The 12601-nt window shown below is 65.9% G+C and carries 16 protein-coding genes; all 16 read left to right on the top strand.

Translation table 11 applies throughout. The annotated features are described in order from the left end of the window. Positions 1 to 44: 44 nt before the first annotated feature. A complete protein-coding gene (locus PGN27_RS22330) occupies positions 45 to 245 on the top strand; it encodes a hypothetical protein (RefSeq protein WP_335328070.1) in 201 nt (66 codons plus the stop codon). 135 nt (positions 246 to 380) lie between these two features. Beyond that, entirely contained in the window at positions 381 to 1484 is a 1104-nt protein-coding gene (locus PGN27_RS22325; protein WP_335328069.1) for a homogentisate 1,2-dioxygenase, read from the top strand. Positions 1485 to 1579: 95 nt separating this feature from the next. Beyond that, a complete protein-coding gene (locus PGN27_RS22320) occupies positions 1580 to 2770 on the top strand; it encodes an alpha/beta hydrolase family protein (RefSeq protein ID WP_335328068.1) in 1191 nt (396 codons plus the stop codon). Further along, positions 2770 to 3972: a CaiB/BaiF CoA transferase family protein gene (locus PGN27_RS22315; RefSeq protein WP_335328067.1), complete on the top strand. Its 1203-nt coding sequence runs from the start codon at positions 2770 to 2772 to the stop codon at positions 3970 to 3972. The genes PGN27_RS22320 and PGN27_RS22315 overlap by 1 nt, the downstream gene beginning before the upstream one ends. A 2-nt stretch (positions 3973 to 3974) precedes the next feature. Then, positions 3975 to 4886, top strand: coding sequence for a hydroxymethylglutaryl-CoA lyase (locus PGN27_RS22310; protein ID WP_335328824.1), 912 nt, complete (start codon positions 3975 to 3977; stop codon positions 4884 to 4886). A gap of 1 nt (position 4887) precedes the next feature. Continuing rightward, complete coding sequence (locus tag PGN27_RS22305) at positions 4888 to 5523, top strand: TetR/AcrR family transcriptional regulator (protein ID WP_335328066.1); 636 nt, start codon at positions 4888 to 4890, stop codon at positions 5521 to 5523. Between the two features lie 16 nt (positions 5524 to 5539). Further along, positions 5540 to 6778 (top strand): acyl-CoA dehydrogenase family protein, encoded by a 1239-nt coding sequence (locus PGN27_RS22300; RefSeq protein WP_335328065.1) that lies wholly within the window; start codon positions 5540 to 5542, stop codon positions 6776 to 6778. Continuing rightward, positions 6775 to 7725: a phosphotransferase family protein gene (locus tag PGN27_RS22295; RefSeq protein WP_335328064.1), complete on the top strand. Its 951-nt coding sequence runs from the start codon at positions 6775 to 6777 to the stop codon at positions 7723 to 7725. Before PGN27_RS22300 ends, PGN27_RS22295 begins: the two co-directional genes overlap by 4 nt. Beyond that, entirely contained in the window at positions 7722 to 8069 is a 348-nt protein-coding gene (locus tag PGN27_RS22290; protein WP_335328063.1) for a DUF6285 domain-containing protein, read from the top strand. The genes PGN27_RS22295 and PGN27_RS22290 overlap by 4 nt, the downstream gene beginning before the upstream one ends. A 99-nt stretch (positions 8070 to 8168) precedes the next feature. Further along, positions 8169 to 8540 (top strand): nuclear transport factor 2 family protein, encoded by a 372-nt coding sequence (locus tag PGN27_RS22285; protein WP_335328062.1) that lies wholly within the window; start codon positions 8169 to 8171, stop codon positions 8538 to 8540. Between the two features lie 10 nt (positions 8541 to 8550). Then, complete coding sequence (locus tag PGN27_RS22280; RefSeq protein ID WP_335328061.1) at positions 8551 to 9060, top strand: YceI family protein; 510 nt, start codon at positions 8551 to 8553, stop codon at positions 9058 to 9060. A 10-nt stretch (positions 9061 to 9070) separates the two neighbouring features. Then, on the top strand, positions 9071 to 9469 hold the full coding sequence (locus PGN27_RS22275; RefSeq protein WP_335328060.1) for an Rv3143 family two-component system response regulator: 399 nt from the start codon (positions 9071 to 9073) through the stop codon (positions 9467 to 9469). A gap of 170 nt (positions 9470 to 9639) precedes the next feature. Further along, positions 9640 to 10014 carry an NADH-quinone oxidoreductase subunit A gene (locus tag PGN27_RS22270; protein ID WP_335328059.1) on the top strand — a complete coding sequence of 125 codons (375 nt, stop codon included), beginning with the start codon at positions 9640 to 9642 and terminating at the stop codon, positions 10012 to 10014. Next, a complete protein-coding gene (locus PGN27_RS22265; RefSeq protein WP_019514407.1) occupies positions 10005 to 10559 on the top strand; it encodes a NuoB/complex I 20 kDa subunit family protein in 555 nt (184 codons plus the stop codon). The genes PGN27_RS22270 and PGN27_RS22265 overlap by 10 nt, the downstream gene beginning before the upstream one ends. A 61-nt stretch (positions 10560 to 10620) precedes the next feature. After that, a complete protein-coding gene (locus PGN27_RS22260; RefSeq protein ID WP_418888633.1) occupies positions 10621 to 11289 on the top strand; it encodes an NADH-quinone oxidoreductase subunit C in 669 nt (222 codons plus the stop codon). After that, a complete protein-coding gene (gene nuoD / locus PGN27_RS22255; RefSeq protein WP_335328057.1) occupies positions 11289 to 12590 on the top strand; it encodes an NADH dehydrogenase (quinone) subunit D in 1302 nt (433 codons plus the stop codon). Before PGN27_RS22260 ends, nuoD begins: the two co-directional genes overlap by 1 nt. The last annotated feature ends 11 nt before the right edge of the window (positions 12591 to 12601 follow it).

Raw genomic sequence — 12601 nt, 5'->3', positions numbered from 1 at the left:
CGACGACGCGACGCCGATCGACGGCACCGATATGAGATAGCGACATGAGCGACGAGACAGCTGCGGGCGAAGCCATCGCGCTCGCCGACCCGCAGGAACCGCCGAAGCCGCGTGCACCGGCCACTCCAGCCGGCGAGGATGGCGCGACCACTCCGGGTGGGCCCGTCATGGTCCTCGTGGGCGTGAGCGCTTTCATCACGTACAAGGTGTGGCGATACCGACGCAGGCGCGCACACCGCCGCTAGCCATACGCCTGCATCCGTTAGGCAAAGGCGGAACTCCTGGCCGCCGGCGAATTCGCCTCCGACAGACCCTTGCGTCGGGCCGAAACAAAAAGTAATGTCACTTTCAGTTTTGCGGACCGATATCCGAGGAGCACCATGGAATCCTTTGTCCACCTTCGCAAAGGCAAGACGCCCAAGCGTGTGCACGCCGATCTGGACGGTCTCAAAGACGATGAACTCGGCCGCGGCGGCTTTGTCGGCCGCACCGCGAACATGTACCGGCGCCACGACCCGACCGCCTACCGCACCGTGGGGCCGCTGCGCCCCACCGATGTGTTGTCCTCGGAGCTCAAGCCCAGCGATGCCACCGATGCACATGGCGCTCCGCTGCTGATGTTCAGCAATGCCGACTGCCAGGTGCTGCTGAGCAGGCGCACCGAACCGATGCCGTTCTTCGTGCGCTACGTCGATGGCGATCTGCTGCTGTTCGTGCACAAGGGCGCCGGACTACTGGAGACCGAGTTCGGCCCGCTGCGCTACCGCGAGGGCGACTGGGTCTACATCCCCAAGGCATGCACCTTCCGCCAGGTCCCCAGCGAGGAATCCACCTGGCTGATGATCCAGGCCACCGACGACTTCCGGGTACCGCCGGCCGGGTCACTGGGCAGGCACTTCCCGTTCGATCCCGCGCAGGTGACCATTCCCGAGCCCTCCCCCATCGACGATGACGGCCGGGACGAATACGAGGTGCGACTCATCCACTCGCCCGTCCAGGGGGTGGGCTTCACTTCGTTGTTCTATCAACACAATCCGCTTGACGTGGAGGGGTGGCGCGGGGACAACTTCCCGTTCACGTTCAACATCGAGGACTACACCGTCATCACGTCCGAGAGTGTGCATCTGCCTCCGACGGTGCATCTGTTCATGCAGGCAACCGGGGTGTATGTGATGAACTTCCTGCCCAAGCCCGCCGAAAGCGTCCCCGGCACCGAACGCACTCCGTGGTATCACCGCAACGTCGACTACGACGAGATCGCGTTCTTCCACTCCGGTTCGCTCTACGGCATCCCGATGCCACCCGGGCTGGTTTCGCATGCGCCGCAGGGGGTTCACCACGGAGCACCGGAGCAGGCGCGCGAGCGGGCGCGCCGCAAGTTCGACGACTACGACCGGGTGGACTGGTCGGTGATCGCCATCGACACCCGGCGGCGGCTCACCCCGTCGGCGGAAATCCTCGCCAACGACCTGGGGCAGCACTGATGAGCGCCTGCGCGAAGAAGCAACAGAACTGATGAGCGGCTGCGCGAAGAAGCAACAGCACTGATGAGCGCTTGCGCGAAGAAGAAAGAGCACTGATGACGACCACCGAGGCGCCCGCGAAGCGCGAGTACGACCGCATCCCGTATCTGGTTGCCTACCAGAACAATTCCGGTGTCCGCGATGTCTACGGCGGCGTCGCCGAACTCGTGGTCCTGGAGAGCTATCTGCTCAAGCCGAAGGACAAGCCGTCCGATACGGTGCTGGTTTTCATGCACCCGATCGGTGGCGGCGCCTATCTGCCGATGATCAATGCGCTGGCCCGCGCGGGCCATCATGTCATCTACTGCAATAGCCGCTTCCGCGGCACCGACTCGGCATTGCTCATGGAAAAGGTCGTCGAAGATCTCGGCGAGTGCATCAAGGATGCCAAGAACCGCCTGGGCTACGACAAGGTCGTGCTGGCCGGGTGGAGTGGCGGCGGTTCGCTGTCGGTGTTCTACCAACAGCAGGCGCAGCACCCGACCGTCACCTCGAGCCCGTCCGGTGACGGACCGGACCTCACCAAGCTCGGTCTCATTCCCGCCGACGCCATCATGCTGCTGGCCGCGCACATCAGTAGGCACGGCACCATGACCGAATGGATGGACGCCTCCATCCTCGACGAGAACGACCCCACCCGACGAGATCCCGAGCTGGACCTCTACAACCCCGACAACCCGAACCAACCGCCCTATACGAGGGAGTTCCTGGACCGCTACCACGCGGCGCAGATCGCCAGGAACCGGCGGATCACGAAGTGGGTCAAAGAGAAACTCGCGGAATTGAAGGCCGCCGGCCGCCCCGATGACGAGTACGCCTTCGTCGTACACGGCACCATGGCCGACCCGCGCTGGCTGGACCCCACGGTGGATCCCAACGAACGCGCCCCGGGACAGTGCTATCTGGGCGATCCTCAGGTGGTGAACATGAGCCCGGTGGGACTGGCCCGGTTCTGCACGCTGCGCAGCTGGCTGTCACAGTGGAGTTATGACGACGCCAACGGCGACGCGGTCAAGGCCGGCCCCGATATCGCGGTGCCGACATTGGTGATCGGCAACCTGGCCGACGATGCCTGCACGCCCAGCCACACCAGAAGGCTGTTCGAGGCGATCGGGCACCCCGACAAGGAGATGCACGAGATCCACGGCGCCAACCACTACTACTCCGGCCCCGATCAGCGCGCAACGTTGCGCGAGGCGGTGGGCATCTGCACCGATTGGCTACACCGGCACGGGCTGTCGATCTGATGGTCACCGGACCGCTGGACGGCATCAGGGTGCTCGAACTCGGGACCCTGATCTCGGGGCCGTTCGCCGCCCGACTGCTCGGTGATATGGGCGCCGAGGTCATCAAGATCGAGTTGCCGACCACCCCGGACCCGTTGCGCACCTGGGGACAGGCCGAGCTCGAAGGACACCACTTCTTTTGGACGGTGCACGCCCGCAACAAGAAGGCCGTCACCCTCGACCTGCGCACGGGCCGCGGCCGGGAACTCTTCCTCGAGCTCGTCGACCGTACCGATGTGATCGTGGAGAACTTCCGCCCCGGCACCCTGGAGAAATGGGACCTCGGCTACGAGGTGCTCAAGGATCGCAACAAGGGCATCATCCTGGTACGGGTCTCCGGCTACGGCCAGACCGGACCGGATGCCGGCAAGGCCGGCTACGCCTCAGTGGCCGAGGCGGCCAGCGGCCTGCGCCATATGAATGGTTTCCCGGGGGGACCACCACCGCGGCTGGCGCTGTCCCTCGGCGACAGTCTGGCGGGCATGTTCGCCGCCCAGGGTGCCCTGGCCGCGCTCTATCGACGCACGATCACCGGTGAGGGCCAGATCGTCGACACCGCGCTGACCGAGAGCTGCCTGGCCGTGCAGGAATCCACCATCCCCGACTATGACGTGGGCGGCGTCGTGCGCGGCCCGTCGGGCACCCGGCTGGAAGGTATTGCGCCGTCGAATATTTACCAGAGCGCCAACGGCAGCTGGGTGGTCATCGCCGCCAACCAGGACACCGTCTTCCGCCGGTTGTGCGCGGCGATGGGTCAACCTGAGCTGGCCACCGATGAACGATTCGTCGACCACGTCGCACGCGGGCGCAATCAGGACGAGCTCGATGCCATCATCGGCGCCTGGGCTGCGCTTCGCCAGCCCGACGACATCATCAGCACCCTGTCGGAGGCCGGGGTCATCAGCGGGCCGATCAACACCGTCGCCGAGGTGGTCGAGGATCCACAACTGCGGTCCCGCGGCATGATCGCCGATCACTGGGACGAACGGATCGGACGCTTCGTCAAGGGTCCGGGCATCGTGCCGGTCCTCTCGGAGTCGCCGGGTTCGATTCGCAATGCCGGGTCGTCACGTCCAGGTCAACACAATGACGAGATCTACACCGGACTGCTGGGACTCAGCGCCGAGGAGCTCGAGGCACTACGCACCGAGGGGGTGCTGTGACGATGAATCTGCCCGCCAAGGTCGACATCCGCGAGGTCTGCCTGCGCGACGGCCTGCAGATCGAGGCGCCGATCTCGTTGTCGGCCAAGGTCGAGTTGCTGGAGGCTATCGTCGCCACCGGAGTTCGGGAAGTGGAGGCGACCGCCTTCGTCTCACCATCGAAGGTGCCCGCACTTGCGGATGCGGCCGAACTGGCCCAGGAGTTGCACCGGTACAGGGCATCTCACGACGTCGAGTTCTCGGCGCTGGTGGCCAGCCCGAACGGGGCCAAGCGCGCCATCGCGGCCGGACTGGACTCCATCGAGTACGTGGTCTCGGCATCGGATGCGCACAGCCGGGCCAATGTGGGACGCGATACCGCGGAGGCGACCACGGCCATCGCCGATGTCACCCGGATCGCCCACGACAGCGGGGCACGTGTCGAAGTCATCATCGCGACGGCCTGGGACTGCCCGTTCGACGGGCCGACGGATCAGCGCCGGGTTCTCGACATCGCCTCGGCCGCCGTCGAACTCGGGGTGGACCGCATCGCCATTGCCGACACCATCGGTACCACCACCCCGGTGCGGGTGAGCGCCCTGGTCGAGGCCATCCGCCCGATCGTCGACGACCTGCCGCTGGGCGCACATTTCCACAACACCCGCGGGGCGGGACTTGCCAGCGCATTCGCCGCCGTGCAGGCCGGCATCACCCGTCTCGACGCGTCGGTCGGCGGACTCGGCGGCTGCCCGTTCGCACCGGGCGCCAGCGGAAACATCGCCACCGAGGACCTGGTCTATCTGCTGCGCGACAGCGGTGTCAGCACCGATGTCGACCTCGACAGCGCCATCGCCGCGGCACGGATTGCCCAGCGGGCCGTCGGCCACGAGCTGCCCAGTGCGCTGCTGCGCGCCGGTGATCGAATCGTGGGCTGAGATGGCGCACCCGTCCGCCGCATCGGACCCATCGTCCGCCCTGACCGCCAAGGGCCGCCAGACCCGAGAGGCCATCGAGCTGGCCGCACGGAAGCTGTTCGCCGAGCGCGGTTTCCACGGCACCACACTGGCCGATATCACTTCCGCCGCAGGAAAGTCCGCTGCGGTGTTCTACCGCTACTTCGACGACAAGGAGGATCTGCTCGCCTCACTGGCCCAGTCCTTCCTGCACGATATCGTCGAACCGTCCGGAACCAAGGTCCCGCTGCCGGATTCGCCCGCCGACACCGACTATTTCCACACCGTGGTCACCGGATACTGGAACCTGTTCAAACGCAATATCGGCATCATGATCGCCGTCGCCCAGCTCGCGGCCACCCAACCCCGATTCGCCAAGGTGCAGTACGAGTTCCGACGCTTCGGGATGGATCTGGTGGCCGAATCGGTGCGCCGCGCCCGTGAGCAGGGCTACGCCCAAGACCTGGAGCCCGAACACATCGCGGCGGCGATCGCGCTGCTGTTCGAGAATTTCACCGTGGTCGTGGTGGGAAACCCCGGCACTGCGCTGCAGATCAGCGATGATGACGCCATCACCACCCTGTCGACCATCTGGAAGAAAACCCTGTACGGCAACTGAATCGAGAGAGATCAACGTGGATTTCGCGCTACCGGAACATCTTCCCACTCTGCTCCAGGAGATGGACGCCTTCATCGAGGCCGAGATCAAGCCGCTGGAACGCGAGAACATGCAGTATTTCGACCGTCGGCGTGAGTTCGCCCGCACCGATCTCGACAACGGTGGGGTCCCTCGCCGTGAGTGGGAAGATCTGCTCGATGAGATGCGCCGGCGCGCCGATGCCGCGGGCTGGCTGCGCTACGGGCTGCCCGAGGAGTTCGGTGGGCGTGGCGGCTCCAACCTGGACATGGCCGTCATCCGAGAACACTTGGCGCACAAGGGACTGGGCCTGCACAACGACCTGCAGGACGAGTCCTCGATCGTCGGCAACTTCCCACAGGTCATTATGATGAGTCGGTTCGGCACCGCGGCGCAGAAGGCCGAATGGATCGAAGCGCTGCTGACCGGCACCCGCTCGATGGCCTTCGGGTTGACCGAACCCGACCACGGCAGCGACGCGACCTGGCTGGAGACCACCGCCGTCCGAGACGGGGACGACTGGGTGATCAACGGCGCCAAGCGGTGGAACACCGGCGTGCACCGGGCGACCCACGATCTGATCTTCGCCCGCACGTCCGGCGAATCGGGGTCGGCGGTGGGTATCACCGCGTTCCTCGTCCCGACCGACACCCCGGGTTTCAGCGTGCCGTACTACTGGTGGACGTTCAACATGCCCAGTGACCACGGCGAGGTCGAGCTCGACGACGTCCGGGTGCCGTCCGATGCGGTGCTCGGCGAGGTCGACCACGGCCTGGAGGTCGGTCAGACCTTCCTGCACGAGAACAGGATTCGGCAAGCAGCCAGCAGCCTCGGGGCGGCTCAATACTGTATCGATCGCGCCGCCACCTACGCCGGCGAACGCGTCGTGTTCGGCAAGCCGCTGTCGGTGAATCAAGCCGTGCAGTGGCCGCTGGCCGAGCTGCAGACCGAGGCCCAGATGGTGCGCCTGCTGGTGTACTACGCCGCATGGCACCTGGATCGCGACCACCACATGGAGGTCTCCGACAAGGTGTCGATGGCCAACTACCGCGCCAACCGCCTGGTGTGCGAGGCAGCCGATCGCGCCATGCAGATCCACGGCGGCATCGGATACAGCCGCCACGAACCGTTCGAACACATCTATCGCCACCACCGCCGCTACCGGATCACCGAGGGGGCCGAGGAGATCCAGATCCGCCGAGTCGCCCAGCGCATGCTGAAGTTCGGCCGCAAGTGACCGCGCAGCCCGACCAGTCACTGGCCGAGCGACTGGCCACGGTGCTCGGCTCCGACCGCATCACCGACCTGCGGGTGCTCACCGGCGGCGCGAGCCGGGCAACCTGGGCATTCCACGCCGATGACCGAGCCCTCATCCTGCGCACCGGCCCGCCCGACGATGTGCACGCCGGCATGGAACTGGAAGCGGCCGCCCTGCGGCGCGCCGCGGAAGCCGGCGCGCCCGTCCCAGCGGTCCTCGCCGCCGACAACGCCGGTGCGGCTCTGGGAACTCCCTATCTGATCTGCGATTTCATCGGCGGCGAGACGATCGTGCGCAGGATCGCTCGCACACTGGACACGCAGGCTCGTGCGCGATTGTTGGACCAGTGCGCGCAGGCACTTGCCGCCATCCACCGAGCAGACCCGGCCGGAATTGGTCTGCCTATCACCGACCCACTCGAACAATGGCGGGCCCAGCTCGACGAAATGGGCGACACCACTGCGGTATTCGAGTACGCCTTCCGGTGGCTGGAGCGGAACCGTCCCGTCCGCACACCCCCGGTGCTGGTGCACGGGGATTTCCGGATGGGCAACCTGATCGTCGACGACGGCCGACTGGCCGCGGTGCTGGACTGGGAGCTCACCCACATCGGTGAGGCACTGGACGATCTCGCCTGGTTCTGCATCCGGGCCTGGCGCTTCGGCGCCCCGCGCGAACTCGCCGCCGGCGGGCTCGGCGGCATCGAGGATTTCGTCACCGCCTATGAAGCGGCCGGCGGTGCGGCGGTCGACAGGGCCGCGCTGCGCTGGTGGCTGGTCGCCGCCACGCTGCGCTGGGGGGTCATCTGCCGCTATCAGTTCGAGCGACACCGGTCGGGGCAGACCCGATCGGTCGAGCTCGCGGCGATCGGACGCCGGGTGTGCGAAACCGAGTACGACCTGCTCACCCTCTTGGAGGCAGCATGACCGATCTGCACTACCGGCCGACCGCCGCCGAGCTCGTCGCCGCGGTCGCGGAGTTCCTGGAGGGCGAGGTACGCGCGGCGACGGGGCCGGACAGTGGACTCGCCGACGCGGGTGCGGTCAACTTCCACGCTCGGGTGGCGGCCAATGTCCTGCGCACCGTCGAACGGGAGTTGCTCGATACCGAGCCCGCTCCGGATCTGCTGGGTTTCGCCGACGAGGCGAGCCTGGCGGCAGCCATCCGGAGCGGGGATCTCGATGGTCGCGACGCCGAAGTGCTGCCCGTGCTGCACGCCGTGGTGGCGCGGCGGGTGGCCGTGGCCCATCCGGGCTACGACGCCGAATGACGACACCGAATGACATCGCGATGCGTTCAGAGCCGTCGAATTCCGAATCGCTGTCACACCGCCAGTGTCCAACCTGAAAAACAGTTGAGGTCAACAAAGATGAGCGCAGCCGTAGCGGACCGTCTGTTCGCCGCGATCGAACGCGGTGACTACCCTGATATCGAGGCGTTGTGGGCCGATGACGTCCTGGTGTGGCACACCGGCGATACCGCCGACAACGATCGGGCGCGTGCCCTGAAAGTCATCCGCTGGTTCCTGCGAGCGACGGCCACCCGACGGTACGAGATCCTCGATCGCCGGTTCTTCGATGGCGGTTTCGTCCAGCAGCACATCCTGCACGCCGACTCCAGCGATGGCGCTTCGATCCATTTACGGGTATGCATCGTTATCGAGGTGGGTACCGACGGGCTGATCACCCGGATCGACGAGTACTTCGACCCCGCAGAGATGGCGCCGTTGCTGGGCAACTGAGGGAGCACAGATGGACCTGCAGGACTGGGCTGGTCGTTGGCGGTTGGATGCCGAACGCACCACCATCACCACGCACAGCCCCACCTTCTGGGGATTTGTCCACGTCAAGAGCGAATTCGACGCCATGGACGGCGACGCGCAGGTCGACGGTGACAAGCTCACCGGCACGCTGCGCATCGATGCGGCGTCGGTGCGCACCGGCATCAAGCGCCGCGACGCCCATCTGCGGTCGGCCGATTTCTTCGATGTCGAGACCTTCCCCACCGTGGAGATCGTGGCTGAGTCCGGCGAGGTCACCTCGCCATCCTGGGTCACGCTGCACGTGCGCCTGACGGTCAAGGGTCACGAATCCGAACTCGACCTGCCGGTCCACGTCCGCAATCTCGGTGGCGGTGCGGTACAGCTGAGCACGACAGCGACACTCAACCGGCGCAATCTGGGGGTGGACGGCAATCTGCTGGGCATGATGGGGGATGCGGTAGGCGTCGAAGCGGCCGCGGTGTTCGTCCGGCAGCCGTAGCATCGGCGTTGTGGCCGACCCCGATGCCCAGCTGCGGATTCTGGTGTACAGCTCCAACAACCGGACCAGAGATCAGGTGCGCACTGCGCTGGGCCGGCGAATCCACCCCGACCTGCCCGAGCTGAGCTATCTGGAGGTGGCGACCGCCCCGACGGTGCTCTCCCGGGTTGCCGAGGGAGGTCTGCACCTGCTGATTCTCGACGGCGAGGCGACACCGACCGGCGGGATGGGGCTTGCCAAGCAGCTGAAGGACGAGATCGAGGCATGCCCGCCGATTCTCGTGCTGACCGGGCGGCGCGATGATGCCTGGCTGGCGTCCTGGTCACGCGCCGAGGCGGCGGTGACCCATCCGATCGATCCGATCAGGCTCGGCGAGGCGGCTGCCGACCTGCTGCGGTCAGCATCGTAATCCATGACGAAATAGGCTGCGGCCGTTGCTTGTTCACCATCCTCACCGGTGAGGACGGGCGGCCGAAGCTGCTGACCGAAATCCTATCGGAAATGCGGCGCCTCGACCGTTGACGTGTCTAAGCTGTGTTCTAGCTCACATCGACACTTCCCCGAGAGAGCGGCACAGGCATGAACGTCTACACACCGATTCTGGTGCTCGGGACGATCGCGGCGGTATTCGCCATCGTCTCGGTGGGTATCGCCACGTTGATCGGCCCACGCCGCTACAACCGGGCCAAGCTCGAGGCCTACGAGTGCGGAATCGAACCGCTGCTGCCGGCCGCGGACGCCAAGATCGCAACGGGACAGCGGTTCCCGATCAAGTACTACCTGACGGCCATGCTGTTCATCATCTTCGATATCGAGATCGTGTTCCTGTACCCCTGGGCGGTGTCTTTCGACTCGTTGGGCCTGTTCGCAGTCGTCGAGATGCTGTTGTTCATGCTCACGGTCTTCGTGGCCTACGCCTATGTCTGGCGGCGAGGTGGTCTGTCATGGGATTAGAAGAACAGCTACCGGGCGGCATCCTGCTGTCCACCGTGGAGAAGGTGGCCGGATATGTCCGCAAGGGCTCGCTGTGGCCGGCGACCTTCGGCCTGGCGTGCTGTGCCATCGAGATGATGGCGACTGCAGGTCCGCGCTTCGACATCGCCCGGTTCGGCATGGAGCGGTTCTCGGCGACCCCGCGGCAGGCAGACCTGATGATCGTCGCCGGCCGGGTCAGTCAGAAGATGGCCCCGGTTCTTCGTCAGGTGTACGACCAGATGGCCGAACCCAAATGGGTTCTGGCGATGGGGGTCTGCGCGTCCTCGGGCGGGATGTTCAACAATTACGCGGTCGTCCAAGGGGTCGATCACGTGGTGCCGGTGGACATCTATCTGCCCGGGTGTCCGCCCCGGCCGGAGATGCTGCTCAACGCGATCCTGAAATTGCACGCCAAGATCGCCGAGATGCCGCTCGGGGTGAATCGCGCCGAGGCCGTGGCCGCCGCCGAGCAGGCCGCGCTGGCATCGCCGACAACCATCGAACTGACCGGGCTGCTGCGATGAGCGACGCTTGCGGAGCGAACAGACAGATGACATGCGAGACCCGAGCCTGCGAGGGAATCGCATGACCGAGCATGACCGGGAGGTGATCGGCACCCGCCGGGGCATGTTCGGTGTCAGCGGCACCGGAGACACCTCCGGTTACGGTCGGCTGGTCCGCGAGGTCGCGCTGCCGGGCAGTTCCCCGCGCCCCTACGGTGGCTACTTCGACGAGGTGGTCGACACCCTGATCGCGATACTGGGCCGCGACAGGTTCACCGATGCCGTCGAACGCGTCGTGGTGTTCCGCAATGAGCTCACCATCGACGTGCGCCGCGCGCACCTGCTGACCGTCGCCCAGATCCTCCGTGACGATGCTGCCCTGCGATTCGAACTCTGTCTCGGGGTGTCGGGGGTGCACTTTCCCGACGAGCAGGACCGCGAACTGCACGCCGTCTATCCGCTGATGTCGATCACCCACAACCGCAGGATCCGGCTGGAGGTCACCGCACCCGACGCCGATCCTCATGTGCCGTCGCTGTTTTCGGTCTATCCGACGACCGACTGGCATGAACGCGAGACCTACGACTTCTTCGGCATCATCTTCGACGGGCACCCAGCGCTGACCCGCATCGAGATGCCCGACGATTGGGTGGGGCACCCGCAGCGCAAGGACTATCCGTTGGGCGGCATCCCCGTCGAATACCACGGAGCCCAGATACCGCCGCCCGACCAGCGGAGGTCCTACAACTGATGACGATAGAGACAGACCCGCCCGTGGTGATGGTCGGCGGCCAGGACTGGGATGCGGTCGTGGCCGCGGCGCGTGAGCACGCCGGCGAGCGCATCGTGGTCAACATGGGCCCACAACACCCGTCGACGCACGGGGTGCTGCGGCTGATCCTGGAGATCGAGGGCGAGACCATCACCGAGGCCCGCTGCGGTATCGGGTATCTGCACACCGGGATCGAGAAGAACCTCGAATACCGCACCTGGACACAGGGTGTCACCTTCGTGACCCGGATGGACTATCTGTCGCCGTTCTTCAACGAGACGGCCTATTGCCTGGGAGTGGAGAAGCTCCTCGGCGTCACCGACGATATCCCCGAACGCGCCAGCATCATCCGGGTGATGCTCATGGAACTGAACCGGATCTCCAGCCATCTCGTCGCACTGGCCACCGGTGGCATGGAACTGGGCGCGATGTCGGCCATGTTCTTCGGTTTCCGCGGGCGCGAGGAGATCCTGTCGCTGTTCGAGACCATCACCGGGCTGCGGATGAACCACGCCTACATCCGGCCCGGCGGATTGGCCGCCGACCTGCCCGATGAGGCCATGCCGCAGCTACGCCGCCTGCTGGAGGTGCTCCCCGAGCAGCTACGTGACCTGGAGAAGATGCTGCGCGAGAACTACATCTGGAAGGCCCGCAGTAAGGGCATCGGCTACCTGGACCTGACCGGCTGCATGGCCCTCGGCATCACCGGCCCGGTGCTGCGCTCCACCGGGTTGCCGCACGATCTGCGCCGCGCCCAGCCCTACTGCGGGTACGAGACCTACGATTTCGACGTCTGCACCGATGACGGTTGCGATGCCTACGGCCGCTATCTGATCCGGGTCGACGAGATGAAACAGTCGCTGCGCATCGTCGAGCAGTGCGTATCCCGGCTGCGGCCCGGGCCGGTGATGCTCACCGACAAGAAGCTCGCCTGGCCCGCCGACCTGGAGCTCGGCCCGGACGGCCTCGGCAACTCACCAGAGCACATCGCCAAGATCATGGGCTCCTCCATGGAGGCGCTGATCCACCATTTCAAGCTGGTGACCGAGGGCATCCGGGTGCCGCCCGGGCAGGTGTACGTCGCGGTCGAGTCACCGCGCGGTGAGCTGGGTGTGCACATGGTCAGCGATGGCGGAACCCGGCCCTACCGGGTGCACTACCGCGATCCGTCGTTCACCAATCTGCAGGCCGTGGCGGCGATGTGCGAGGGCGGCATGGTCGCCGACGCGATATCGGCGGTGGCCTCGATCGACCCGGTGATGGGAGGCGTGGACAGGTGATCCTCAGGTGA

The organism is Mycolicibacterium neoaurum, assembly GCF_036946495.1.
Taxonomy (GTDB): Bacteria; Actinomycetota; Actinomycetes; order Mycobacteriales; family Mycobacteriaceae; genus Mycobacterium; species Mycobacterium neoaurum_B.
This window is presented reverse-complemented; position numbering and strand designations above follow the sequence as displayed.